Annotated in this window: 29 protein-coding genes and 3 pseudogenes; 10 read left to right on the forward strand and 22 right to left on the reverse strand. The window is 35.1% G+C overall.

Annotation, left to right across the window (positions count from 1 at the left end; all coding sequences use genetic code 11):
- Positions 1 to 180: 180 nt before the first annotated feature.
- Entirely contained in the window at positions 181 to 486 is a 306-nt protein-coding gene (locus V7S50_RS07725) for a YtpI family protein (protein ID WP_063224716.1), read from the forward strand.
- A gap of 7 nt (positions 487 to 493) precedes the next feature.
- Here V7S50_RS07725 and V7S50_RS07730 read toward each other — a convergent pair whose 3' ends face one another.
- From V7S50_RS07730 to V7S50_RS07745, 4 genes are all read right to left on the reverse strand, one after another.
- Entirely contained in the window at positions 494 to 757 is a 264-nt protein-coding gene (locus V7S50_RS07730) for a DUF3949 domain-containing protein (protein WP_063224715.1), read from the reverse strand.
- Positions 758 to 846: 89 nt separating this feature from the next.
- Entirely contained in the window at positions 847 to 1,788 is a 942-nt protein-coding gene (locus V7S50_RS07735; RefSeq protein ID WP_242252519.1) for a phosphotransferase enzyme family protein, read from the reverse strand.
- A gap of 129 nt (positions 1,789 to 1,917) precedes the next feature.
- Positions 1,918 to 2,241, reverse strand: coding sequence for a hypothetical protein (locus tag V7S50_RS07740; protein WP_242252518.1), 324 nt, complete (start codon positions 2,239 to 2,241; stop codon positions 1,918 to 1,920).
- Between the two features lie 195 nt (positions 2,242 to 2,436).
- Positions 2,437 to 3,750: a CBS domain-containing protein gene (locus V7S50_RS07745; RefSeq protein WP_000201587.1), complete on the reverse strand. Its 1,314-nt coding sequence runs from the start codon at positions 3,748 to 3,750 to the stop codon at positions 2,437 to 2,439.
- Positions 3,751 to 3,994: 244 nt separating this feature from the next.
- Between V7S50_RS07745 and V7S50_RS07750 the strand changes: the two genes are divergently transcribed.
- Positions 3,995 to 4,156 carry a hypothetical protein gene (locus V7S50_RS07750; RefSeq protein WP_063224713.1) on the forward strand — a complete coding sequence of 54 codons (162 nt, stop codon included), beginning with the start codon at positions 3,995 to 3,997 and terminating at the stop codon, positions 4,154 to 4,156.
- A 40-nt stretch (positions 4,157 to 4,196) separates the two neighbouring features.
- On the opposite strand, the gene V7S50_RS07755 is transcribed toward V7S50_RS07750, so the two are convergent.
- Positions 4,197 to 4,880, reverse strand: coding sequence for a metal-dependent hydrolase (locus V7S50_RS07755; protein ID WP_242252516.1), 684 nt, complete (start codon positions 4,878 to 4,880; stop codon positions 4,197 to 4,199).
- A 149-nt stretch (positions 4,881 to 5,029) separates the two neighbouring features.
- Here V7S50_RS07755 and pepQ point away from each other — a divergent pair, with 149 nt between their 5' ends.
- Positions 5,030 to 6,127, forward strand: a complete 1,098-nt coding sequence (gene pepQ / locus V7S50_RS07760) for a Xaa-Pro dipeptidase (protein WP_242252515.1) — start codon at positions 5,030 to 5,032, stop codon at positions 6,125 to 6,127.
- Positions 6,128 to 6,155: 28 nt separating this feature from the next.
- Here the strand turns inward: pepQ and V7S50_RS07765 are convergent, their stop codons facing one another.
- Both V7S50_RS07765 and V7S50_RS07770 read right to left on the reverse strand, forming a co-directional pair.
- Positions 6,156 to 6,518 carry a DUF3221 domain-containing protein gene (locus V7S50_RS07765; RefSeq protein ID WP_242252514.1) on the reverse strand — a complete coding sequence of 121 codons (363 nt, stop codon included), beginning with the start codon at positions 6,516 to 6,518 and terminating at the stop codon, positions 6,156 to 6,158.
- 20 nt (positions 6,519 to 6,538) lie between these two features.
- Positions 6,539 to 6,913 carry a hypothetical protein gene (locus V7S50_RS07770; protein ID WP_242252513.1) on the reverse strand — a complete coding sequence of 125 codons (375 nt, stop codon included), beginning with the start codon at positions 6,911 to 6,913 and terminating at the stop codon, positions 6,539 to 6,541.
- A 241-nt stretch (positions 6,914 to 7,154) separates the two neighbouring features.
- Here V7S50_RS07770 and V7S50_RS07775 point away from each other — a divergent pair, with 241 nt between their 5' ends.
- Positions 7,155 to 7,982, forward strand: coding sequence for a DUF2785 domain-containing protein (locus V7S50_RS07775; protein ID WP_242252512.1), 828 nt, complete (start codon positions 7,155 to 7,157; stop codon positions 7,980 to 7,982).
- Positions 7,983 to 7,996: 14 nt separating this feature from the next.
- Here V7S50_RS07775 and V7S50_RS07780 read toward each other — a convergent pair whose 3' ends face one another.
- The 6 genes and pseudogenes from V7S50_RS07780 to V7S50_RS07805 all read right to left on the reverse strand — a co-directional run bounded on the left by V7S50_RS07780 (position 7,997) and on the right by V7S50_RS07805 (position 10,475).
- Positions 7,997 to 8,203 (reverse strand): hypothetical protein, encoded by a 207-nt coding sequence (locus tag V7S50_RS07780; protein ID WP_001248905.1) that lies wholly within the window; start codon positions 8,201 to 8,203, stop codon positions 7,997 to 7,999.
- 63 nt (positions 8,204 to 8,266) lie between these two features.
- Positions 8,267 to 8,458: pseudogene (locus tag V7S50_RS07785) on the reverse strand (hypothetical protein); the annotation flags it as partial.
- Positions 8,459 to 8,543: 85 nt separating this feature from the next.
- Positions 8,544 to 8,882 carry a DUF6176 family protein gene (locus tag V7S50_RS07790; RefSeq protein WP_242252511.1) on the reverse strand — a complete coding sequence of 113 codons (339 nt, stop codon included), beginning with the start codon at positions 8,880 to 8,882 and terminating at the stop codon, positions 8,544 to 8,546.
- 2 nt (positions 8,883 to 8,884) lie between these two features.
- Positions 8,885 to 9,673, reverse strand: a complete 789-nt coding sequence (locus V7S50_RS07795; RefSeq protein WP_242252510.1) for a GNAT family N-acetyltransferase — start codon at positions 9,671 to 9,673, stop codon at positions 8,885 to 8,887.
- Positions 9,670 to 10,002 (reverse strand): cupin domain-containing protein, encoded by a 333-nt coding sequence (locus V7S50_RS07800; RefSeq protein ID WP_242252509.1) that lies wholly within the window; start codon positions 10,000 to 10,002, stop codon positions 9,670 to 9,672. Before V7S50_RS07800 ends, V7S50_RS07795 begins: the two co-directional genes overlap by 4 nt.
- A gap of 44 nt (positions 10,003 to 10,046) precedes the next feature.
- On the reverse strand, positions 10,047 to 10,475 hold the full coding sequence (locus tag V7S50_RS07805) for a hypothetical protein (RefSeq protein ID WP_063224704.1): 429 nt from the start codon (positions 10,473 to 10,475) through the stop codon (positions 10,047 to 10,049).
- A 131-nt stretch (positions 10,476 to 10,606) separates the two neighbouring features.
- Here V7S50_RS07805 and V7S50_RS07810 point away from each other — a divergent pair, with 131 nt between their 5' ends.
- Both V7S50_RS07810 and V7S50_RS07815 read left to right on the forward strand, forming a co-directional pair.
- Positions 10,607 to 10,882, forward strand: a complete 276-nt coding sequence (locus tag V7S50_RS07810) for a helix-turn-helix transcriptional regulator (RefSeq protein WP_242252508.1) — start codon at positions 10,607 to 10,609, stop codon at positions 10,880 to 10,882.
- Positions 10,866 to 11,291: a hypothetical protein gene (locus V7S50_RS07815; protein WP_242252506.1), complete on the forward strand. Its 426-nt coding sequence runs from the start codon at positions 10,866 to 10,868 to the stop codon at positions 11,289 to 11,291. Before V7S50_RS07810 ends, V7S50_RS07815 begins: the two co-directional genes overlap by 17 nt.
- A 51-nt stretch (positions 11,292 to 11,342) precedes the next feature.
- On the opposite strand, the gene ald is transcribed toward V7S50_RS07815, so the two are convergent.
- A complete protein-coding gene (ald, locus tag V7S50_RS07820) occupies positions 11,343 to 12,476 on the reverse strand; it encodes an alanine dehydrogenase (RefSeq protein WP_242252504.1) in 1,134 nt (377 codons plus the stop codon).
- A gap of 219 nt (positions 12,477 to 12,695) precedes the next feature.
- On the reverse strand, positions 12,696 to 13,487 hold the full coding sequence (locus V7S50_RS07825) for an SDR family oxidoreductase (protein WP_061677493.1): 792 nt from the start codon (positions 13,485 to 13,487) through the stop codon (positions 12,696 to 12,698).
- A 147-nt stretch (positions 13,488 to 13,634) separates the two neighbouring features.
- Between V7S50_RS07825 and V7S50_RS07830 the strand changes: the two genes are divergently transcribed.
- Complete coding sequence (locus V7S50_RS07830) at positions 13,635 to 14,093, forward strand: universal stress protein (protein ID WP_001066681.1); 459 nt, start codon at positions 13,635 to 13,637, stop codon at positions 14,091 to 14,093.
- Positions 14,094 to 14,135: 42 nt separating this feature from the next.
- On the opposite strand, the pseudogene V7S50_RS07835 reads toward V7S50_RS07830, so the two are convergent.
- The 3 genes and pseudogenes from V7S50_RS07835 to V7S50_RS07845 all read right to left on the reverse strand — a co-directional run bounded on the left by V7S50_RS07835 (position 14,136) and on the right by V7S50_RS07845 (position 16,204).
- Positions 14,136 to 14,801: pseudogene (locus V7S50_RS07835) on the reverse strand (hypothetical protein).
- Between the two features lie 149 nt (positions 14,802 to 14,950).
- A pseudogene (locus V7S50_RS07840) lies at positions 14,951 to 16,076 on the reverse strand (RNA-guided endonuclease InsQ/TnpB family protein).
- Positions 16,076 to 16,204: a hypothetical protein gene (locus tag V7S50_RS07845; RefSeq protein ID WP_000672785.1), complete on the reverse strand. Its 129-nt coding sequence runs from the start codon at positions 16,202 to 16,204 to the stop codon at positions 16,076 to 16,078. Before V7S50_RS07845 ends, V7S50_RS07840 begins: the two are co-directional and overlap by 1 nt.
- A gap of 632 nt (positions 16,205 to 16,836) precedes the next feature.
- Between V7S50_RS07845 and V7S50_RS07850 the strand changes: the two genes are divergently transcribed.
- Complete coding sequence (locus V7S50_RS07850; RefSeq protein ID WP_029440113.1) at positions 16,837 to 17,016, forward strand: hypothetical protein; 180 nt, start codon at positions 16,837 to 16,839, stop codon at positions 17,014 to 17,016.
- Positions 17,017 to 17,084: 68 nt separating this feature from the next.
- Here the strand turns inward: V7S50_RS07850 and argH are convergent, their stop codons facing one another.
- Complete coding sequence (gene argH / locus V7S50_RS07855; RefSeq protein ID WP_242252502.1) at positions 17,085 to 18,473, reverse strand: argininosuccinate lyase; 1,389 nt, start codon at positions 18,471 to 18,473, stop codon at positions 17,085 to 17,087.
- Complete coding sequence (locus tag V7S50_RS07860) at positions 18,470 to 19,675, reverse strand: argininosuccinate synthase (RefSeq protein WP_042512163.1); 1,206 nt, start codon at positions 19,673 to 19,675, stop codon at positions 18,470 to 18,472. Before V7S50_RS07860 ends, argH begins: the two co-directional genes overlap by 4 nt.
- Positions 19,676 to 19,841: 166 nt before the next feature.
- On the opposite strand from V7S50_RS07860, the gene V7S50_RS07865 reads away from it, so the two are divergent.
- A complete protein-coding gene (locus V7S50_RS07865) occupies positions 19,842 to 20,159 on the forward strand; it encodes a hypothetical protein (RefSeq protein WP_063222496.1) in 318 nt (105 codons plus the stop codon).
- Between the two features lie 28 nt (positions 20,160 to 20,187).
- Here V7S50_RS07865 and V7S50_RS07870 read toward each other — a convergent pair whose 3' ends face one another.
- Complete coding sequence (locus tag V7S50_RS07870) at positions 20,188 to 20,382, reverse strand: hypothetical protein (RefSeq protein ID WP_060632527.1); 195 nt, start codon at positions 20,380 to 20,382, stop codon at positions 20,188 to 20,190.
- Between the two features lie 855 nt (positions 20,383 to 21,237).
- Here V7S50_RS07870 and V7S50_RS07875 point away from each other — a divergent pair.
- Positions 21,238 to 21,900, forward strand: coding sequence for a YitT family protein (locus V7S50_RS07875; RefSeq protein WP_242252501.1), 663 nt, complete (start codon positions 21,238 to 21,240; stop codon positions 21,898 to 21,900).
- A gap of 31 nt (positions 21,901 to 21,931) precedes the next feature.
- On the opposite strand, the gene V7S50_RS07880 is transcribed toward V7S50_RS07875, so the two are convergent.
- The gene (locus V7S50_RS07880; protein WP_060632529.1) at positions 21,932 to 22,765 is read right to left on the reverse strand and encodes an EcsC family protein; all 834 of its coding nucleotides are present in this window, start codon (positions 22,763 to 22,765) and stop codon (positions 21,932 to 21,934) included.
- Positions 22,766 to 22,834 lie beyond the last annotated feature (69 nt).

Below are 22,834 nucleotides of genomic sequence, written 5' to 3' on the forward strand. Positions count from 1 at the left end.
TGCGGGCTAATCATTAGCGCGTGGAAACATCCTCACACTAATTAAAGTTTCACTTTATCCTTCATTATAACGGAAAGTATTTCATACATGCGAACAATTGCTTTATAATAAAAGTTAGAAAGTTTAGATATTTCTTTTTTCTCCACTATTATTTTTCACAAAACGATGGGAGTGTGTATTATGCCAGTATTAGTCTTCTGTATTATCGTCTCATTTATGTTGTATCTCTTCTACAAAACAAAATACTTTCGTACAAGCCGCCCAATGGAGAAAGGTTGGCTCTCCGGAAAATCTGCAATGGCACTCGGTTCATTCGTCTTATTCTTCGGGATAAACCAATTCTTTTTAGAACTTTCAACCGCTCGTATTATCGTTGGTGTCTTATTTGTTCTATTTGGTAGTGCAAGTGTATTTAATGGATTTCGCCAATATAAACATTTCTTACCATTAGCAGTTAAAGAAGCAGAAGGCTATGAAGCAACGTAAAAAAGCATCAACATTGTGATGCTTTTTTACGTCCTCTAACTTTCAAAATCATATATGCGACAAAAGCAGAAGGTATATTAAATGGGTTGCCTTGTACGTGAAAATGTAATTGTTCTTCTTCAAAAGACATTTTTTCATATAGTTCTCGCTGAGATAATCCTGTTTTTTTCTTTTTTTCATGTAATCCTTGTAAGTATAAATATTGAAGCGGTATCATCACAAGAAAGTAAAATAGTGCGATACTACCAAAAAAGAGTACTGTTGATGACATAATGCATACCACCTTCCTGTAATCCATTTTCTTACAATTTAATTATAACATAGTCTAGGATCTAATTAAATTAATATTCTGTTTTTTAATCAGACAATTGTCTCACCACATAATTCTTCTTCGACATACTGAATATACCGCCGAATAAAACTTCCGGGATTCTTTTTAATCGGTTCAATATCAAGTCTTAATGGTATTTTTCCGGCCATATAAAAGATTCTTGAAGCGGTCCCAAGTCGAATGGCTGCTTCCGAAATATTTTCCCCATATCCCATCATGAAGTTCCCCCATACTTCTTCTAACTGTCCCGAAGCAATTAAATGCAATCTCGGAACACCAATATCAAACTCTTTATACCCAAATCCACATTCATCAAAATCAAGTAAATACCAATCCTCTTTATCTACAAGAACATTGCCAAAATGCATATCGCCATGAACAAATTGTTTTTCTCCTAGTTGAGTTGAATTTGTAAGTTCTTGTATTCTTTCTGCAATTCTCAAGCATTTATTTTTATCCGCATAAGATAAAAATGAAGTATGTAATAAACGTTGTAAAGGCTCGTGAATTGTCTTTTTCTCGCTATATATAGGCCTTTCATAACCTCTCCAAGTTTGCGGCATTCTTTTGAGCACTCCATTTGTTTTTTCATGAAACATTCGCATTAATGATCCAAGCTTTTCATAATCTTTATCCTTTGGTTCTAAAATTTCACTTCCGCTTATAAACCTAAAGACAACAAAATACTGGATACTTCCCACATCTTTCTTAACAGATGTGATCCAACCACCATTTTTATTTACAACTACTTCTGGTACTAACATTTGTTTTTGTATCGCTATTAACCAGTGTATTTCAGCCTCTATTTGCTCGGCTGTATAACGTCCTCCTCTATACTGCCTAACTACAAATTTATTTTTTTCCGATTCGAATATATATGTTTGATTTTCTCCTCCATGCAATAATGAAACTTTCATAAGACTATTTAAATTATATTGCTTACATAACTGCTCTTTAATGTGAAAATCCATTCTTCTCCCCCCTAGTACATATAGTGCAGCATAGTTTCCCTTTAATAATTAGTAGTGTAAGCTTTTCTATCGACTAACAACCAATTCTCTAACCTGATATAGATTAGCTAAAGTCTCCAACATATCCTGCTATTTTTGCACTTCACTACCCAAACTCTTACGCAGCTTAAATAACAGCTTCAAAATCCAATAAAACAAAATAAAGTTAAAGAAAAAGCCTAATGGATGAAACGAAATTTCCCATCCGCCATAATAAATGAAATTTTCTGCTGGCATACCAAAGTAAAGAAAATCGCTATTATTTTCTCCAGTTGTAGGGATAAAGGAAAAAATAATAGCGAAAATCAAACTTATTACATACAATTTCTTTTTATTTGAATCCATTATTCTATGAGTTATCACATGAACAGTAATTACAGATATTAAACCTAAAAAGAAAAATATTACTCCCATTCGACACCTCCACAATTATTGTCCAAGCATCTTCAAGTGATTGCATGCCCTACTTATAAATATGAAACAGAACGTGATTTAATTTTCTCTTTTGCAGTTCAAAACATAATGGATTCAGTTGATAACTAAATTTTAAAACGCCCTACTGTACCTTCTAAAAAAAAGGAACAAACCAAAGCGGTCTGCTCCATCTTTTTATTTATCAATCAACTGCACCATAAGTAATGCTTTCCCAACAACATTACCTTCATGATGCACTTCTACATCAACCTTACCAAATTTACGTCCAATTTCTAATACTTTCGGATGAACCGATACAACATTATCAATTTGGACTGGCTTCACGAAATAAATTGTTAAGTTTTCAACAATTAAATCGCTTTTCTTTTGCGCACGAATAACGCGATTCGTTGCTTCCGTCACAATTGTTGCGAATACACCGTAAGATAACGTTCCAATTGAGTTCGTCATTTGCGGCGTCACTGAAAATTGATATAGATGTTCATTTTTCGCTTCTTTCGGCGTCATAAATTGATTCGTTACAATATCATCAATTGTTTCGCCGACTTGTGGTTGACGCTGAATCATTTGCAACGCCTGAAGTACATCTTGACGGCTAATAATACCTTGCAACTTATTTCCTTCATCAACAACAGGAAGTAACTCAATACCTTCCCACACCATCATACGTGCCGCCGCTGCGACAGACATTTTTCCATTTACCGTAATTGGATGCCTTGTCATTACTTTATCAATTGGTGTTTCTTTTGCAACACCAATCATATCCTTAGAAGTCACAATACCTAATACCTTTTTATTTTCATCAACAATTGGATACCTTCCGTGCATCGTCTCTTCGTTATATGCATGCCATTGCTGCACTGTATCATTTGGTTTTAAATATAACGTTTCTTCAATAGGTGTTAAAATATCTTCAACGAGTACAATTTCTTTCTTAATCAGCTGATCGTAAATCGCACGGTTAATTAACGTTGCAACTGTAAATGTATCGTAACTACTTGAAATAATCGGCAGTTTTAATTCATCTGCTAATTTCTTCACATGATCTTCCGTATCAAATCCGCCCGTAATTAACACCGCAGCTCCAGTTTCTAACGCTAATTGATGTGCGTTCGTACGATTACCGACAATAAGTAAGTTTCCAGCTTCTGTATAGCGCATCATCGCTTCTAATTTCATTGCCCCGATTACGAATTTATTTAACGTTTTATGTAGTCCTTCTCTGCCTCCAAGTACTTGACCATCGACAATGTTAACGACTTCTGCATATGTCAGCTTTTCAATATTTTCTTTCTTCTTTTGTTCAATTCGAATTGTTCCGACACGTTCAATCGTACTAACATACCCTTTATTTTCTGCATCTTTAATTGCACGATAAGCTGTACCTTCACTTACACTCAAATCTTTTGCAATTTGCCTTACAGAAATTTTATGCCCTACTGGCAGGCTATTAATATGTTCTAAAATTTGGTTATGCTTGGTAGCCAAATGGTTTCACCATACTTTCTTTTCCCTAAATTCTTCATGTGTTGTATTTTCAGTATACTATATTTTCAAAACTGTTACACTCTCTCTTTATATATCTGTACTATTTTTTTTATAACAAAATACGCCTTACATTACACCACTTCTTCCATTACAACAATGTAATGGTATTGTCATCTCGTTCGATAGTTTGTCCAGCCGCTTCAATATACAATGAAGACAAGAAATGAAACAAAGGAGCGGATAGATGATGAAAAAATTATTAGAAGTTGTAGGTGCTGTATTTTTAGCTTTCGTAGACGGGAAAAAAGTTGCAATGGAATTAAATGAAACACCTGAACAACCACTTCCAAAAAGAAAAGAATCATCAAAACAATTACAACCTTTAAAAGCTGCCCTACACACATAAAAAACCCTTCACTTGTCTTTTCAAATGAAGGGTTTCTTTTTTATAGTGTAATACTTTCTCCAGCTTCTAATACTTTCCCTGTACAATTTTGTAGCTTTTCTACAAATTGATATGGATCTTGTTCAATTACTGGGAACGTATTGTAATGCATCGGTACAACAGTTTTCGCCTGAACCCATTTTGCTGCTAAAACAGCATCTTCTGGTCCCATTGTGAAATTATCACCAATTGGTAAAAATGCTACATCAATGTTATGTAGTTCCCCAATTAATTTCATATCAGAGAATAAAGCGGTATCCCCTGCATGGTACACAGTTTTCTCTTCTGCTGTAAATAAAATACCCGCTGGCATACCTGTATATGTAATCGTCTTATTTTCTTCATCAATATAACTAGAACCGTGGAATGCTTGTGTAAACTTCACTTTGCCGAAGTCAAATTCATGTGAACCACCAATATGCATCGGATGTGTATTCACACCTTGCCAACTTAAAAATGTCGCTAGTTCAAATGGCGCTACAACAACCGCATTATTTTTCTTCGCAAGCTCTACTGTATCTCCAACATGATCACCATGACCGTGCGATAAAAGAATCGCATCTACTTTTACATCTTCAGCCTTTAAATCTGTTTTCGGATTTCCTGTTAAAAACGGGTCAATTAAAATGACTTTTCCATTCGTCTCAATTTTCACAACTGAATGTCCATGATAAGATACTTTCATTATTACATTCCTCCCCTTATTACATTCACACTTTTTATTCTACATGATTTTTCAATTCCCTGTCTTTTCTAACATCTATTTACTTGTCATAACACTTTCCTCCGATGTAAAGTTATATTTGTAATTAAATATCTCGGGGGTGCCAATCAATGAATGCTAGATTAGAAAATTTAATGCAATGGCTAAAAGAAAAAAACGTAGAAGCTGCGTTCCTAACTTCTACACCAAACGTCTTCTACATGACAAACTTCCACTGTGAACCACACGAAAGACTTCTTGGTATGTTTGTATTCCAAGACAAAGAGCCTATTTTAATTTGTCCTAAAATGGAAGAAGGTCAAGCGCGTAATGCTGGCTGGGCACATGAAATTATCGGATTTACTGATACTGACAGACCATGGGATATGATTGCAAAAGCAATTAAAGACCGCGGTATCAATGCAAATGCAGTTGCAATTGAAAAAGAACATTTAAACGTAGAGCGCTACGAAGAATTAACAAAACTATTCCCAAATGCAGCTTTCAAATCAGCTGAGGAGAAAGTTCGTGAACTTCGTTTAATTAAAGACGAAAAAGAACTTTCTATTTTACGCGAAGCAGCTAAAATGGCAGACTATGCTGTTGAAGTTGGTGTAAATGCAATTAAAGAAGATCGTAGCGAGTTAGAAGTATTAGCAATTATTGAACACGAATTAAAAACAAAAGGCATACATAAAATGTCATTCGATACGATGGTATTAGCAGGTGCAAACTCTGCCCTTCCACACGGTATTCCAGGTGCAAACAAAATGAAGCGCGGCGATTTCGTACTATTTGATTTAGGCGTAATCATTGACGGTTACTGCTCTGACATTACACGTACAGTAGCATTCGGTGACATTTCTGAAGAACAAACTCGCATTTACAACACTGTACTTGCTGGACAACTACAAGCAGTTGAAGCATGTAAACCAGGTGTTACACTTGGCGCAATCGATAATGCTGCTCGTTCTGTTATCACAGATGCAGGTTACGGAGACTTCTTCCCGCACCGCCTTGGTCACGGACTTGGAATTAGCGTACACGAATATCCAGATGTAAAAGCTGGTAACGAATCTCCATTAAAAGAAGGTATGGTCTTCACAATCGAGCCTGGTATTTACGTACCAAACGTAGGTGGCGTTCGTATTGAAGATGATATTTATATCACAAAAGACGGATCAGAAATTTTAACGAAATTCCCGAAAGAATTACAATTTGTAAAATAAGAAAAAGGCAGCGTGAGTGCTGCCTTTTTTATTTCTCTACTATTTCAAATTTCTCTACAATCATTTTTGCTGGATAACTCTCAAGCGTTTGAGAAGACCATACTTTTATTTTATCCCCTGTGTTCAATTGATTATATGCGTCTTTATCCTTAAAACTCAACACTATATCTGATGGATGCTCTTTATTCATTTGTTGTTCTATATAATGTTGCAACTCTACTTTTGTATGAAACGTTTTATCACCGACAAAAAATACCGCATCATTTCTTACTACGATATACCCTTCTTCAGGCACTTTTTTTACCTCTACTTGTTTTGTAGTACACGCTGATAATACGAGTAGCAATACACTAAAAAATATATACATAGAAATTTTCACATGCCTATTCATTCTTAACTCCTTATCCTACACTATTTCCGCTTTAACACCATCTTCTCTTCATACTTATCATCCCATTTAATCACAATCTCTATCGGTTCATCTTTAGAAAGCGGCGCGCAACTTACACAAGAAGACTTCATTTCAATTCTTGCTCCTTTATGAACTTCTAACGTTTGTGTCATTGTACTAAAGGTCCCATGAATAGAAATCTCCAAATTTTTAAATTCTGTATTCCCATCTCCGCCCTTATACTGAAATATAAACATTCCATCTTCACTGTCATCCTTAATATGGCCTTTATATTGTCCCGTCCAACTTTTGCTCTCGCTAGAAAAAGTAAAATACCAAATTGAGCAGCTTCCTAAAAAGAAAATACTAATGAAAAAGAATAATGCTCTCTTCATCATGCCCCTCCATTCAAATGCACTTATTTATCCCGCATTAACGGGCAGTAAGACCCCCACCTCAAAATTCGGTGAAAGCAAAGAAGTTAGGTGGGGGATCAACTGTCCGTAAAAGCCCGATTAGTTCAACTAATAATCAGCGGGGGATGACCCCCCCACTGATTAAAGTTTCATTTTATTGCCTATTTCTTCCTCTTATTATACTATTAAAATACAGAATTTTCTAAAATAGGAGGTTTATATGTTACAACAACAGTTAGAAGAAATTCGTAATAATAATTACGTAATCAATGGTACTCTCAATATTGATTCCTTAAGTTCCAGTATGCTTGAGCATATTGGGGATACTGATAGCTATTTAAGAGACAAACTTATTTACTCTACTTTTTATCATCTCATCAAAAAGGAATACATTTCACACACGCAATTACAGAGACTATTATTAGAAAGCAGCGGTGAAAAATATTTATTGTATAAGATTCATTCGGATAACGAAGATGCGGTATTTACCCGTGCATTTACAACATTATTAATTGCACTTATTATTGATGCCGATACGAATCATAATTTCTTATCACAGAATGATATTTTAACTGTAAAAGATCAATTAATTCTATATATGAACAATGAGCATGATTTCCGCGGATATGTTCCAGACCACGGCTGGGCACATAGTATTGCTCATGCTTCTGATACGTTTGAGGCACTTGTTCGTAATCCTAAACTGGAAACTTTATATTACGAAGAAATATTACAAACTTTATTAAACAAAGTTTGTGTCCATTCTATTTACTACAAATATGAAGAAGATGAACGTCTCGTTTATCCAATTGTCGCAATGCTACAAAATGGTCTAAAGGAAGACGTACTCATATTAGCCCTTCATGACTTAGTAGCCCAATTACCAGTCCAAAAACAAACACTACATATTAAATCGTACGAGTTTCTATATGGAAATATAAAATCTTTCTTACGTAGCTTATTTTTCAGACTACGTACACTGTCTATATGTGAAGAAACTGAATGCGAAATTGAAAAATTGCTACAAGAGCTTCCAAAATATTATTAAAAAAAGAAGGCCACTTAGAAAGTGCCTTCTTCTATTTCACTAATATTTAATTGAAATTTCACGATCCAGACTGAGAAAAGGTGGACAAGAAGCGCAAATGCCATACATGCTCCGCTTAAAAAAGTTAGTATAGGATGCGAATACACGTGCCCTAATCCATAGGATATTGCCACGAAAAACATTGTTATGTAAATATAAATTGCTCCATGTATTTGCCTCATATTAACCTCCTTTTCATATAGTATAACATAAATTTTCTGATTATTCACATTAATAGACTGTAATTAATATTTCTCAACTGTTACACCTCTAACAGCAGCCTTAATATATAGTGCTCCTTGTAAACTTTGTAAATCCTCTGTTTTATCTGTTACAACTACACCGTATATCGCTAATTCTTTTGCTTCGAAGTTTTTTATCTCATTATATTTTTCCCTAAAATATTTTTGATATCCCCCTTTATTTTCACTTAAAGATATCTAAATACAACTTTCCTTTAAATTTTTTTCAAAATAAAAAGCACATCTATTTTGATGTGCTTCTCTCAAAAATACTATTCTATTATTTCATCGCGTCCTTCACAATATCCTGAATCATAACAACTTCTGTTTTCATATCAACAGAGGGTGCTTCTTCATCAATACATTCATACCAAAACGCTAAGTGCTTTTTATCAATTTCATGATGAGAATTTTCGACAGGAGCTTCTCCTTGTACAGAATACCAATATAAGTATTCTTCTCCATCTCTTATTTCCCGGAAAATTGTCTCTACATACATCTTTTCGTCGTTTAATGTCAAAAGCACTTCTTTCATATTGTCATTCAGAAGCTGCATCCATTCATCTACTCGCTGACTTTTACCCGGCTTCACTTTAAATCTCGTTAGTTCTACATTCATTTTTATCCCCCCGTTTTCTTACGTACAAATAAACTATATTCTACTGGATGATGAAAACTTAATTTACTAGCTAATTTTTGCGAGGGAATATTGTCTACATAACAATCCCAGCACGGTGTAATATCATTTTGTATGCAATGTTTAATGAACCGTGTTGCAACAGCTTGGGCTAATCCTTTCCCTTGATATGTTTTATGCGTCGCAATATCAATTTCAGCAAATCCATTCCCGCTAAATATCGAAACACATTCCGCTACAATCATTCCCCCTTGTTCTATACAAAATCCAAAACCACCGTTTAAAAACGTTTCTTTTGATCCCCAATATTCTTTGTAGTACTCCTCTGTAAATTCACTGCTTCGTTCTATATCTCTTCTATCAATACGTTTTACTTCATATGTATTTTTGTTACAATCTCGTTTTCTCTCTTCAAAGGTTACGCTTTGAAACTTCATTCGCGTGATGTTCCGAAGTACATTACTAAAACGCTCTTCTATCATCATTTCCCACTCTTCACTCGAAGTGCATAATGTAAATCTCTTCTCTGTTTTTTCAATAGACTTTTTTATATACGAAAATAAATCTTCGTTATAATTTTGATCACAAGTATCACCAAACAAATAATAAATACCATTAGCTGTACGAATTAGTCCTGCTGTTAACTCCTCGTTTGCAAAAACCTCACCATCTATCATTTGATCACATACCGCATAAGCAAAAGTCGTGGTTCTTGTATCACTTTCTAAAATCGAAAGTACTTGTCTATACTCAGCTACAGATAATTCCCTCATAATTGCTCCACTTTAATCGTATCAGCCTCTATATTTTCAAAACAAAGATTTACCGTTCTCTTTAATGCTCTCGTTCTATGAATCTTGCATGCTGGAATTAAAATAGAATCATTTGGCTTTAATACCGCTGTTTCTCCATCTTCAAAATCAATAAGTAATTCTCCCTCTAACACAATAAATAATTCATCCGAATTAGAATGATAGTGCCAATCATATTCACCAGTAAATACGGCGATTCGTAAGCAATGATTATTTATATTTGAGACAACAAAGTTTTTGTGTTGATCTTGAATATCCTTTGTTAATTCTATTAAGTTCACAGTTTCCATCTTTCGTCTCATCCTTTCATTAGTCGTTCTTCTGAAAAACTAACTTAGTCGCCACCACCTCCGCAGTCACCTCCACTATCACCTGAGCTGCTACAATCATTGCTACTATAGTCACCAAATCCACTTGATGAGCTTGAAGCGTACGAAGATTTTTTGCTCCTTTTTCTTTGCTTATCTTTCTTACTTTCATGACTAGGCCATACTGTATCAAAAAATATAAAGAATAAGACTAATTCTATTGCAACAAGGAGAAATTCTAAAATACTCTCAATAATATTAGGAGTTATCTCAAAACTGTAAAACACTCCAAATGAATACATACACAAAATTACATACAGAGCCATACAAATATACCGAAATGTTTTCTCTATCATAATGACTACTTTTTGTGAAAAAGGTATGTTCTGTTCCTGTTTTTTCTTTATATATTTTTGTCTTTTAGCTTGCTTTTGCTTCCTCTTTTTGCTTCCCATCCAATTCCCTCTTTCGACTTCTATTTTTCATTTAATTCCAAATTATCACAAAAAATAACATTATAACAAGCTATATTTCACGTAAAGTTTTGTTTACTTTTTGTAAAGTTTCATTTACTTATTACCTAAAAATGGATATAATGAATGTAACAAATTTACAAAAAGGAGACTTTGTATATTTGATTAAAAATAAGGTAAAACAATTCCGCGTCGTTAGAGACATCACCCAAGAACAATTAGCTTCCTCTGTTCAAATTACTAGACAATCCCTCATCGCTATCGAGAAGAATAAATACAACCCAAGTTTAGAATTAGCATTGAAATTATGTGAGTTTTTCAACTGTAAAGTAGAAGATTTATTTCAATTAGATAAAACTGGGGAGGAAAAGAATGAAAAATACTTTTAATCAAAAGTTCATCTCACATCTTACTATTTTATTGTTAGGATCATCTTTTTTGTATTTCAATAGTAATGACGAAGAAAAGATTAGTTCTGTCCTTCTATTCGTTGGCTTATACATACTCTTAGATTTAATACTATTAGTAGTAAAAAAAATATTCTTTAAGAAAAAAAAGAGCGTTTCTGAGAAATATCCATTACCTGAGATGGATGAAAGAATCGAGAAGATGAGTTTAAAACTTATGGCACAAATTTTCGGTCTCTCTCATTTAGTCGGCTCTGCGATACTATTTATTTTATATATCACTGACAAAAATTCGATGATACGAGTTGAGTATGCCTTATATTACTTGTTCGGCATTCTTTTCTTTACAATGATGTTCGGATTGAAAATTATAAAGAAACTAGACAATTAATTTAAATAAAAAGCCCCTCCTTACGAAAGGAGGGGCTTACATGTATTTCTATTATGATAAAGCAGGAGCTTTTTCAAGTAGCTCTTTCGCATCAGCATATTGTAAACCGTGTGCTTCTGCAACTGCTTCGAATGTTACATAGCCATCTAATGTGTTAATACCTTTTAGTAATGCAGTATTGCCTAAGCAAGCATCTTTATAGCCTTTGTTCGCAATTTGTACTGCATATGGTACTGTTACGTTTGTTAATGCAAGAGTTGATGTACGTGGAACCGCACCTGGCATATTAGCAACTGCATAATGAACAACGCCATGTTTTTCGTAAGTTGGGTTGTCATGAGTTGTAATACGGTCAGTTGTTTCGAAAATACCACCTTGGTCAATCGCGATATCTACAACGACAGAACCTGGTTCCATTGATTGAATCATTTCTTCTGTTACAAGTTTTGGCGCTTTTGCACCTGGAATTAATACCGCACCAATAACAAGGTCAGATTCTTTTACAGCTTCTGCGATGTTATATGGATTAGACATTAACGTTTTTACTTGGTTACCGAAAATGTCATCTAGTTGACGAAGACGTTCTGCACTTAAGTCGATGATTGTTACATCTGCACCTAAACCTACTGCAATCTTCGCTGCGTTTGTACCAGCTTGACCACCGCCGATAATTGTTACTTTTCCGCGTTTTACCCCTGGAACGCCTGCAAGTAAAATACCTTTACCACCTTTGTTTTTCTCAAGGAATTGTGCACCGATTTGTGCAGACATACGACCAGCTACTTCACTCATAGGTGCAAGTAATGGTAATGAACGATTGTCTAATTGTACTGTTTCGTATGCAATTGATACAACTTTGTTATCAATTAATGCTTTCGTTAATTCTGGTTCTGGAGCTAAGTGTAAGTATGTGAATAAAATTAAACCTTCACGGAAATAGCCGTATTCACTTGCTACTGGCTCTTTTACCTTCATAACCATATCTTGATTCCATGCTTCTTCAGCAGTTTCAACAAGTTTTGCACCAGCTTGTACGTATTCTTCATCCGTAAAGCCAGATCCTAAACCTGCTCCTTTTTGAACAAAAATTTCATGACCATTTTGTACTAAATGTACTGCTCCCGCTGGCGTCATTGCCACGCGGTTTTCATTGTTTTTAATTTCTGTTGGAATACCGATACGCATTATTAGTTCCCCCTTGAGTTATGAAATGACCCCTGAATCATTTTTTAAAGCGCTTTCTATGCTCTTATATTTTAACATAATATCTCAATATTTGACAAAAAAATAATACAAGTTTTCCGATAGATTTAATCTTACATTAAAGGACAGTATTATCCGCACCTATCAGCACAAAGGATAAACTGTCCAATTATTCGAAACTTCACTTCACTTTATTTTACTCTATCGATGTCTATGAATAACATCAACTGCACCCGTTACTTCAATAATTGTGCCGGTAATCATATCGGAATCGTCCTCACATAAAAACGAAATCGTTCTTGCGATATCTTCGCCTGTTCCAGATCTACCAATTGGTGTGTTATGTTCTTTCAACTGACGTGCTTCCTGAATTGTTGCTTCTTTCATTTCACCAATAATATCACCAGGACATACCATGTTTGCAGTAATACCATACTCTGCTTCTTCGTAAGCAACTGTTTTCGTTAATGAAACAAGTCCTACTTTCGCTGCTGCAAAAGCTGAACGATAAATCCATCCCGGTGCGCTATCTGCCCCTTGGAATCCGTAATTAATAATACGGCCAAAGTTCTGTTTTCTCATAACTGGAACGACAAGTTTCAACAAATGAAACACCGCTGTTAAATTACCCTGAATCATTTCATTCCATTCGTCTTCTTCATAATCGACTAACTTTTTTCGTTCAAATACATATGGACCAGCATTATTAATTAAAAAGTCAATTTTGCCAAAACGGCTTATCGCTTCTTCTACTATTTTATGTAAATCTTCCTTTTTCGTGACATCCGCTTGCACGAATTGTAGACGCTCTTCCATATTTTTATATGTTTCTTTCATCGTTTCCATAGCTGCTATATCGCTATGATATGTTACTGTTACTGAATATCCTTTAGCCAATAACTTTTCTGTTACTTGCTTTCCTAAACCTTTCGTACCGGCTGTAATGAGCGCGTGTCTCACAAACATGCCTCCTTTTAAATTGCTATACTTCATATGTAACAAGTTCTCGCACCAATTACAACTAAAATGAATCAAAACAGAGTTTTCGAAATTCTGTAACGTTTCCGACAAGCATATTACCAAAATTTGTTTTATAATAAAGTTGTAAACGGTAATAAAAATGATTGGGAGGAATTTACTATGAATAATACATATACAAATATTTTAATCGCGGTGGATGGTTCTAAAGAAGCAGAAAGAGCCTTTAAAAAAGCAATTCAAGTCGCAAAACGAAACAACGCAACATTAACAATTGCTCATATCGTTGATGTAAAAGCATACTCAGCAGTAGAAGCTTATAGCCGTGCAATTGCTGAACGTGCAAATCTATTTGCAGAAGACTTATTAGAAGACTACAAAAAAACTGCGCTTGAAGCTGGCCTTGAAAAAATTGAAACTGTATTAGAATTCGGTAATCCTAAATCTAAAATTTCAAAAGAAATCGCTCCAAACCATAAAGTAGATTTAATTATGTGTGGTGCAACTGGTTTAAATGCTGTTGAGCGTTTCCTAATTGGTAGCGTCTCTGAACATATTATTCGCTATGCGAAATGCGATGTCCTTGTTGTTCGTGGTGATGAAGAGCAAGGTGAGCTTTAATTTATAAATAAAAACACCAAGTCCACATGGGCTTGGTGTTTTTTATTTCACATATTTTACTATAAATACAAGACAAGCCACAATAACAACAGTAATTGCTAATACATAAGGCGGAAGAAATTTTAAGGACCACAGTGCCATCATGATCGTAGCTACCGTTAAATAAGATTGCTTTGCATCTTCTGTCATTTTTTTACGAAATAAGAAAACATACAAATAGCCAATTGGCGGCGTAATAAAGCAAAGAACATATATGATTTTTGATTTCAAATATCATTTTTGTTCCCCGAGCTTCTTTATGTCTTCTTCTATTCTCTTATGCTCTTGTTCTCTCGTTTCTCCTACAAGCGGATCTTCCTCTTCTCCTCGCTTTTCTTTCATATAAGGAAGAAAGTGCATGAAAAAATAGTATGCAAATACGAACGCTCCAAATCCAATATTTAATCTTTCTAATGGAATATGTTCACTAAAAAAAGCAGCAATAAGCACTAAAGATAAACAGTACGTCATCATCCAAAATGAACGTTTTCTCTTTTTTCGTTCCATTTCTTTTTTATCTTGTACATGTTTTCTTTTCGAAAGCCATATCGAAATACAGCAATCTACTACAAATAGAATAAAGATAAATATCCCGATGTGTACTATTTCTACATCCTCAAATGAAAAGATATTTGGGAATGCAACGTGTAATACAATTAGCGTGTACAAAATTAACCGATACGATAAACTTAACTAAATCTATACAATTCAATCAAATTTACACAAGTTAGTGCTCCATCGTGTTCTCGCAGCCCCAAAGGGACGAGGGGTATAACACTCCACACGAGGCAATATCGTTACCTCCTATTATCAAGCATTTATTTTACCCATCTTGATAAATTTATCGCAGCATTTATATCCCTATCGTGATGGCTATTGCACCCAACACAGTCCCATTCACGAATCTTTAAACTCCACTGTCCTTCTGGTTGAACTGAATGGTCGTATTTAACTCCGCAACATGAACAAATCTTGCTTGAAGCGAACCATTTATCAGCTTTTACATACTCAATGCCGTACTTCTCACACTTGTATGATAAACATTGAAAGAAGAAGTTTAATTTTTGAAATGAAAATGCTTTCGATAGTCTTTTGTTTTTTAACAGGTTTGAGATAGATAAGTCTTCCACAACCATCCTCATTGGTTTTCACCAATTTAGCTGTTGCTTTATGGATATGGTTATTTCGGATATTCGTAATTTTCCTAGATAACCGCAGGTGCTCAGCTTTCGCTTTTTCATATCCAGCAGATTGAATTTTTACACCTTTTTTAAATCTCCTAGACATATCTCTTTGCGCTGACTTTTTCCTTTTCAAAAGTTTTTTAACCTTAGCATCTTTGTTTATATTTCGTTCTTTCATACCATTAGAAGCTACAAACAGCTCTTTTAAACCAACACCCACACCAATCGACTCATCGGTTAATTCTTGTGCTTCAAAGTCTTCTTGGAACCCTACACTAATCCACCAGTGATGACCATCAAAGGTAACTCTTGGATTGGATGTTTTTTTGTTTCTTGGTAGTTGTTGGCTTGTTTTCACTTCCCCAATGGACTGAATATGAACTACTTTCTTTCCTATAATCAGTCTTTCATAATTGGCATAAAATCCTTGGATTAAATCTTTTTTGGATTTATAAGAAGTGTGATAACCATTTTTGTACTTTTTGAACGAATGTTTTCTCGCCGTATCAAAATCTTTTGAGGCCTGTCTGGGAACTTGTGCATTGATGTATTTTAACCACTCATATCTCTTTCGCTTCTTGATCTTTGTAAATCGTTTCTGTAAAGCTAACTGTGAAACAGATTTTCCAAATAGCTTATAGTATCTATCACTCATTCTTTTACAATAGTTATAAGCGAATCTTGAAGCGCCAGCATGGTCTCTAAGCACTTTTTCTTGTTCAGGCGTCGGAATTAGTCTGACTTTCTTCGCCAATATCATCAGAATGTAACTCCTTTAATGAAAGATTTGTTCTTCTGAATCGTAGCGTGTTCCACCAGCATTCTCCTTAGACTACTCGGATGCAAACCTGTTAATTCTGATACTTGACTAACTCGTGAAAATTTCATTATTATTCTCACCTCATTGCATTTACCATCATGCATAGGTTCGGTAGATTCAATGAGACTTGATAGATTTAATTAAATTTATCTCGTTCAACTAAGGGCGCAATTCCTTAGCCAGTTCTCTTATGAACTTCTCATGTTTTCACATGAGCGCAGACTATATGTTTATCTACTTAAAGATAGAGGATTTTTCCACCACCATAGGCTTGTGATGTACTCTCGTCAGCTATACGAGATAGTCGTTGAACGTTCATCTTATCCATTTTGACTTAGATGATTCGAGGCGGAAGACCCATTGTTCTAATGTTTAGGATTTAACCTTGCATCATCTGATTGATTTTTTCTGCTTTCGCGACATTCACGCTCGCTATTTCTAGCCACGTTGTAGTTCAATCAGCTTTAGGGATTGCCCGCAGTTAACCCTCACTACTAGCCAATCACTTGACTAGCAGGGCTTACTGATATATTTAATTAACTATGGTTATAATTGGTTAAATAAATCGTAACAGTTAGTTACCCTACAAAATAAATACGTCTCATTTTCCATCCCTTTCTTATTTCCTAACTTTAGGTTAACATACATTTTTTAGAAATAGACGGACAAAATATATATGTTTAAAAAAGGAGGATGCTACATGGATGATTCTGAACGTATTATTTTAGATGTGAATGGGAAAGAACTCGAAATGCTAGATATGATTCGTACTCATTTTAAAGAGAAACACGGCGTGGAACTAAGTAATGGTGCATTGCTGCGAGATTTGATGGATATTGAGTATATTCGAATTACGGAAGATCGACATAAGTATGATTAATTTTGGGCTATAAAAAAAAGAAGGTAAGCTTATCTCCATCAAGATTAGCGTACCTTCTTTCCTATCAATTAACTTCCTACAAACTCTCCAACTAATCCTTTCGCCTTCTCCAAAGCTTTTTCAATTTGCTCAAATCCAGTCCCGCCAGCACTGTTACGACGCTTTACAGCTGCATACGGCGAAAGAACTTCATACAAATCTTCTTCAAATAACGAGCTCATTTCTTTATACGCTTCAAGTGGTACATCTAATAAATAAATTCCTTTTTGTGTGCAGTATAGCACTAACTTCCCAACAATTTCATGCGCTTGACGGAATGGTAGTCCTTTACTTGCTAAGTAGTCAGCAATTTCTGTTGCGTTAGAGAAATCTTGCGTTACAGCTTGCCCCATCTTTTCTTTGTTGACAGTCATCGTCTCTAACATGCCTGCCATAATATGAAGGCAGCCTTCTACTGTTTTTACTGTATCAAACATTCCTTCTTTGTCTTCTTGCAAGTCTTTATTGTAAGCGAGCGGTAATCCTTTCATTACTGTAAGTAAACTAAATAAATTACCGTACACTCTGCCTGTTTTACCACGAATAAGTTCCGCCATATCTGGATTTTTCTTTTGTGGCATAATACTGCTTCCCGTTGCGTATTGATCGCTCATTTCAATAAATTGAAACTCTTGGCTACTCCATAAAATAAGTTCTTCGCAAAAGCGTGATAAGTGCATCATGAGCATGGATGAGTTACTTAGGAACTCCAGTATGAAATCACGATCGCTTACTGCATCTAAACTATTTTCATAGATTCCATTAAATCCAAGAAGCTCCGCACTATATTCTCGGTCAATCGGGAATGTTGTACCAGCTAACGCCCCTGCTCCTAATGGCGACACGTTAATACGCTTTAACGAATCTTCATAACGATTCACATCACGCTCTAACATCCAAAAATAAGCGAGAATATGATGAGCAAATGAAATTGGCTGGGCACGCTGCAAATGCGTATAGCCAGGCATAATGGTTTCAATGTTATTTTCTGCTTGATGAACAAGAACCGTTTGCAATTGTTTTGTAGCTTTTATAATATGTTCTACTTTTTCTTTTAAATATAAATGCATATCAGTCGCTACTTGATCATTACGGCTTCGACCTGTATGAAGTTTCCCTCCTACTTCGCCGATTTGTTCAATTAACATTTTTTCAATGTTTAAGTGAATATCTTCAGCTTCAACTGAAAAATGCAATTTATTTTGTTTCGCTTCTTTTAATAAATACTGAAGCCCTACCTTTATTTTCTCTGCTTCTTCTTTCGTAACGATGCCTTGCTTTGCTAGCATCGTTACGTGTGCAATACTACCCTTTATATCTTGATTTACTAATTGTTGATCGAAGGAGATAGATGCTCCAAACTCTTCAACCCACGCTTCCGCTTCTTCTGTAAAACGTCCGCCCCAAAGTTTGCTCACGCTTCCACCTTCTTTTGATTCACTTGGCTGTATACTTTCGTCGGTAAACCGAATAATGAGATGAATCCAACTGCTGCATCATGATTAAATTCATCCTGGGCAGTATATGTTGCAAGCTTTTCATCGTATAAAGAGTACTCAGATTTACGTCCTTCTACAATCGCATGGCCTTTAAATAATTTCACACGCACTGTACCTGTTACATTCTTTTGCGTTTCTTGTAAGAAAGCATTCAGCGCTTGTTTTAAAGGAGAGAACCATAAACCGTTATAAATAAGTTCTGTTATTTTCTGCTCAATCATCGGTTTAAAATGCGCTACTTCTTTTACGAGTGTTAAATCTTCCAGTTCCTTGTGCGCCGTAATTAATGTCATTGCTGCTGGGCATTCGTATACTTCACGCGATTTTATACCAACAAGGCGATTTTCTACGTGATCGATACGTCCAACGCCATGTTTTCCAGCAAGCGCATTTAACGTTTTAATTAATTCTGAAAGTGGATATGCAGTGCCATTTAAAGTAGTTGGTACGCCTGCTTCAAACCCGATTTCTACAAATTCTGGTTTATTCGGTGTATCTTCTAATGCCAATGTCATCTCATATGCATCTTCTGGCGGCGCTGCCCATGGATCTTCTAAAATTCCACATTCATTACTGCGTCCCCATAAATTTTGATCGATTGAAAACGGGCTATCTAAATTAATCGGAATCGGTACGTCGTTTTCTTTTGCATAGGCAATTTCTTCTTCACGTGACCATTTCCATTCACGTACAGGTGCAATTACTTCTAAGTAAGGATTTAACGCTTGAATAGAAACTTCAAAACGAACTTGATCATTCCCTTTCCCTGTACATCCGTGTGCAACTGCAGTCGCTCCTTCTTGTTCTGCGATTTCTACTAATTTTTTCGCAATAAGCGGACGAGATAATGCAGAGACAAGAGGATATTTCCCTTCGTATAACGTGTGTGCTTGCATCGCCATCAATGCATATTCATTTGCAAATTCTTCTTGAACATCAATCATATATGATTTAATTGCACCTACTGAAAGTGCCTTTTCTTTTACAAATGCTAAGTCTTTACCTTCCCCTAAGTCTAAACAAAGCGCGATAATATCATAATTCTTCTCTTGTAACCATTTAATTGCGACGGAAGTATCAAGACCTCCGGAATATGCTAATACAACTTTTTTCTTCTCCATTTTGCATCCCCCTAAAGAATAAATATTCATTTTCTTTTATAATAATTCACACTTTAACACCTTTTACAAAATGTATCAAGAGTCATTTTCAAATTTTTTCAAACAATTTCGTCGAACTTCTTTCTGTTTTTATGTACAATATAAGCAGGAAAACGGGGGTGAACTTATGGAAAAGTATTTCTTATACAATGAACATCTAGGAATTGAAATTCCACATTTACAAGAAGACTGGGAAGATATCCCCGAAAAAATGCAACATGCGATTTTATTAAAATGGGAACAAATTCGCGGGAGAATCCCTGATCGTATAAAAGAACTGGAACACTATATAAATGCAAAGCAACATCATTTAAATAACGAAGAAGACTTCGAAATTTCTTGCAAACTTAATTCAGAAATTGCCGATTTCGCTTCCATTATTAATGACCTTTGGCTTTGGTATCGACTCACTCAAAATGTATCTGAGGGAAAAGCACACCAATGAAAAAAGCATGCCCCTCAATTACTTTGGGTCATGCTTTTTTGTCGTAACACGATTTACAATATATCTCTTGTGCTGTTTTTGCCAAACATACATCAAATGGACCTACCAACAGATTTCTCTCCTTAGGCAGTTTCACAAAAGCAACTAGCTCTTCTTCATATTGAATCTTTTTCTGACATGAAACGCATGTTAATTCTTTTCTTTTGAACATGTCTTTTAGCATACCTTCAATCTCTCCTTTATCTATCTATATTAATATATTCTCATAATAGTTAAGACTTGTAAAAAAATGACACATTCTGAATTGAATCATTCATATACTATGTACAAAAGGAGGTCTAAAGCTTATGCGCGCTTTCATTATTATCGCTTTAACTTTTTTAAGTGTGATTAGCTGGGATGCGTTTTTTAAAGATAAAAGTGATGAAAAGAATACAACTGAATAAAACTCATTTTTTCTTACTTATTGGACAAACCGTTAAAAACTGTCCAATTCCGCAAAATAACTTAGGCTTTTCTACAAAAATATTTAAACATAACAATTTTTGTAGATTCCCTCCGTTTATTGTCGGTTTCCATCCGCATACATTTTTTGAAAGTATGATATAATAATATAAATCTTGAAGGAAGGGATTTTGATATCATGATCGCTCGAAGGAGCATGTGGCATCGTATTGACGAATCATACACGTAGCGTATTTTTCAGCTTAGATACTTTAGTCTAGCGAAAAAAATACGAGAGTGGGGAAATTATGATTGCCCGAAGGATAATTTGGCAAAAAAAAGACTCTTCTTACACATAGCGTTTTGTTTAGGACTTAATTGTTACTAACTAAACAAAACAAAGAAGAGCAGGATTGCTAAATGAAGAATCCTACTCCACGTTTTGTTTAGTCGTTTTTAAGACTTAAACTAAAACGAAGGTAGGGAGAATTGATGGACGAGAGGATTATTCGTTATTTCTTCAGCGACATATAGCGTAGTTAGTTTTTTCGTAAACTAACTGAAAGCTACATGTGAGCTCGTAGTTAGTTTACAACACAAAAAGGACTACTAACTACGGAAAGAAGGAATAACGATGAGGAACATCCAAAGTCGACAAATTATTAAAGAAGTTTTTATGGTTTTAATCGGTTCATTTATTTTAGCAGCAGCGCTATATCACATTCACTTCCAAAACCACTTAACAGAAGGTGGCTTTGTAGGTATTGCACTATTCATCCAAAATTTTTATGATATTTCACCATCTATTTCAACTGTAATCATGGATATCCCAATTATTTTACTGTGTGCTTCATTTTTAGGTAGAAAAATGGTTGGTTATTCATTTCTAGGTTCGATTTCATTCGGAGTATTTTATTCTCTTATGGAAAATTATTCTCCATTTACGGTAGATTTATCAAATAATTTATTTGTAGCTGCAATAGTTGGCGGTGCGTTAGCTGGTATTGGACTCGGTTTTATATTGCGATTTGGCGGTGCAACCGGTGGAGACGATATTTTAACAATTGTAATAAGTAAACGAACTCGCTTTACAATTGGGCAAATTTTCTTCGTCTTTGACGCGATTGTTCTTGCGCTTTCATTATATTATTTAAATTGGACAGAAATTGCTTTCACTATTCTTTCGATTGCTGTACAGGCAAAAACATTGGATTTAATTTATTATCCAAAAGCAGAAAAAACAGCAGAAAAGCAACCAGTATCTGTTCCAATGCCAAAAAAACATGCAACAAATTAAAAAGCGAAAGGCTTCGGCCTCTCGCTTTTTTTTACGCTCTCTTTTCTTTTTCAACTATGTGGCGCACTTGATAAAATCTATTGGCAAATTCAGTAACGTTTCTTGTTAAACGATAATTCACTGTAGATCCAATTGCCATCCCAATTACCGGAATACCTTGGAATAATTTACGACGAAGAGCATAAATCGAAAATGTTTTCAAAATTTGTTTTAACACAACTTCAGTAGAAGCTGGTTGTAACACTGCTTCATCTCCTTCATAGAAGAATGAATCTTCTTGCTCTAGCTCTTGCAATAAATTGTACCATGCGTATTGCTGAAGTCTTCCTGGTAGTAATGACGCATGAAATACCTTTAATGCAAGCATCATTTCATAAGGCTTGTTCACATCATGCCCAAATGACGTTGCAATAAGTTGGACAGCCTTCACATTTAATGCGATCATAACCGGAAAATCAGCCGTTAATAATAATAAACCTCCAGCACCCGTTGCTCCGCCTTGCACGAATGAATATAGGCGATGACGTGCTGTTTGCTGCTCTGCTATGTATGTTAATTGATCAATAGATAATGCTTTCAAATCTTCTAGTTGCTCAATCGATTCATCAAATAATCTCGATGTTCCTAAAATACGATTACGCGCATCTAACTGTGATTGTGAACTTTGGATCAATGCATGCAAATGAAAGAGCCATCCATCTGCTTTCGTAAAGAAATCTTTTCGTTTTTTCTCAGGCAATTTTGCAATTGTATTATGTACCCATTTATCAAACATTTTTTGAAAATCAGTCGCCTCTTGCTCAACTAATTGCAATTCCCATTCTTTTATATTGTCTAAAATGGCTTGTTCTCGCTTCGATCGCATCGTAACAACCACCTCGTTCGATTTTTTTCTATTGTAACATATTTCCGCTTATTCTTTGCAAATTTGCTT

This window comes from Bacillus sp. CCNWLW194 (genome assembly GCF_037120585.1).
GTDB classification, from domain to species: domain Bacteria; phylum Bacillota; class Bacilli; order Bacillales; family Bacillaceae_G; genus Bacillus_A; species Bacillus_A basilensis.

What these genes read in the sequence shown, in the direction of transcription:
- V7S50_RS07725 (WP_063224716.1), top strand. Translation starts at nt 181, where the DNA reads ATGCCAGTATTAGTCTTCTGTATTATCGTCTCATTTATGTTGTATCTC.
- V7S50_RS07730 (WP_063224715.1), bottom strand. Translation starts at nt 757, where the DNA reads ATGTCATCAACAGTACTCTTTTTTGGTAGTATCGCACTATTTTACTTT.
- V7S50_RS07735 (WP_242252519.1), bottom strand. Translation starts at nt 1,788, where the DNA reads ATGGATTTTCACATTAAAGAGCAGTTATGTAAGCAATATAATTTAAAT.
- V7S50_RS07740 (WP_242252518.1), bottom strand. Translation starts at nt 2,241, where the DNA reads ATGGGAGTAATATTTTTCTTTTTAGGTTTAATATCTGTAATTACTGTT.
- V7S50_RS07750 (WP_063224713.1), top strand. Translation starts at nt 3,995, where the DNA reads ATGATGAAAAAATTATTAGAAGTTGTAGGTGCTGTATTTTTAGCTTTC.
- V7S50_RS07755 (WP_242252516.1), bottom strand. Translation starts at nt 4,880, where the DNA reads ATGAAAGTATCTTATCATGGACATTCAGTTGTGAAAATTGAGACGAAT.
- pepQ (WP_242252515.1), top strand. Translation starts at nt 5,030, where the DNA reads ATGAATGCTAGATTAGAAAATTTAATGCAATGGCTAAAAGAAAAAAAC.
- V7S50_RS07765 (WP_242252514.1), bottom strand. Translation starts at nt 6,518, where the DNA reads ATGAATAGGCATGTGAAAATTTCTATGTATATATTTTTTAGTGTATTG.
- V7S50_RS07770 (WP_242252513.1), bottom strand. Translation starts at nt 6,913, where the DNA reads ATGAAGAGAGCATTATTCTTTTTCATTAGTATTTTCTTTTTAGGAAGC.
- V7S50_RS07775 (WP_242252512.1), top strand. Translation starts at nt 7,155, where the DNA reads ATGTTACAACAACAGTTAGAAGAAATTCGTAATAATAATTACGTAATC.
- V7S50_RS07780 (WP_001248905.1), bottom strand. Translation starts at nt 8,203, where the DNA reads ATGAGGCAAATACATGGAGCAATTTATATTTACATAACAATGTTTTTC.
- V7S50_RS07790 (WP_242252511.1), bottom strand. Translation starts at nt 8,882, where the DNA reads ATGAATGTAGAACTAACGAGATTTAAAGTGAAGCCGGGTAAAAGTCAG.
- V7S50_RS07795 (WP_242252510.1), bottom strand. Translation starts at nt 9,673, where the DNA reads ATGAGGGAATTATCTGTAGCTGAGTATAGACAAGTACTTTCGATTTTA.
- V7S50_RS07800 (WP_242252509.1), bottom strand. Translation starts at nt 10,002, where the DNA reads ATGGAAACTGTGAACTTAATAGAATTAACAAAGGATATTCAAGATCAA.
- V7S50_RS07805 (WP_063224704.1), bottom strand. Translation starts at nt 10,475, where the DNA reads ATGGGAAGCAAAAAGAGGAAGCAAAAGCAAGCTAAAAGACAAAAATAT.
- V7S50_RS07810 (WP_242252508.1), top strand. Translation starts at nt 10,607, where the DNA reads ATGGATATAATGAATGTAACAAATTTACAAAAAGGAGACTTTGTATAT.
- V7S50_RS07815 (WP_242252506.1), top strand. Translation starts at nt 10,866, where the DNA reads ATGAAAAATACTTTTAATCAAAAGTTCATCTCACATCTTACTATTTTA.
- ald (WP_242252504.1), bottom strand. Translation starts at nt 12,476, where the DNA reads ATGCGTATCGGTATTCCAACAGAAATTAAAAACAATGAAAACCGCGTG.
- V7S50_RS07825 (WP_061677493.1), bottom strand. Translation starts at nt 13,487, where the DNA reads ATGAAGTATAGCAATTTAAAAGGAGGCATGTTTGTGAGACACGCGCTC.
- V7S50_RS07830 (WP_001066681.1), top strand. Translation starts at nt 13,635, where the DNA reads ATGAATAATACATATACAAATATTTTAATCGCGGTGGATGGTTCTAAA.
- V7S50_RS07845 (WP_000672785.1), bottom strand. Translation starts at nt 16,204, where the DNA reads ATGAAATTTTCACGAGTTAGTCAAGTATCAGAATTAACAGGTTTGCAT.
- V7S50_RS07850 (WP_029440113.1), top strand. Translation starts at nt 16,837, where the DNA reads ATGGATGATTCTGAACGTATTATTTTAGATGTGAATGGGAAAGAACTC.
- V7S50_RS07860 (WP_042512163.1), bottom strand. Translation starts at nt 19,675, where the DNA reads ATGGAGAAGAAAAAAGTTGTATTAGCATATTCCGGAGGTCTTGATACT.
- V7S50_RS07865 (WP_063222496.1), top strand. Translation starts at nt 19,842, where the DNA reads ATGGAAAAGTATTTCTTATACAATGAACATCTAGGAATTGAAATTCCA.
- V7S50_RS07870 (WP_060632527.1), bottom strand. Translation starts at nt 20,382, where the DNA reads ATGCTAAAAGACATGTTCAAAAGAAAAGAATTAACATGCGTTTCATGT.
- V7S50_RS07875 (WP_242252501.1), top strand. Translation starts at nt 21,238, where the DNA reads ATGAGGAACATCCAAAGTCGACAAATTATTAAAGAAGTTTTTATGGTT.
- V7S50_RS07880 (WP_060632529.1), bottom strand. Translation starts at nt 22,765, where the DNA reads ATGCGATCGAAGCGAGAACAAGCCATTTTAGACAATATAAAAGAATGG.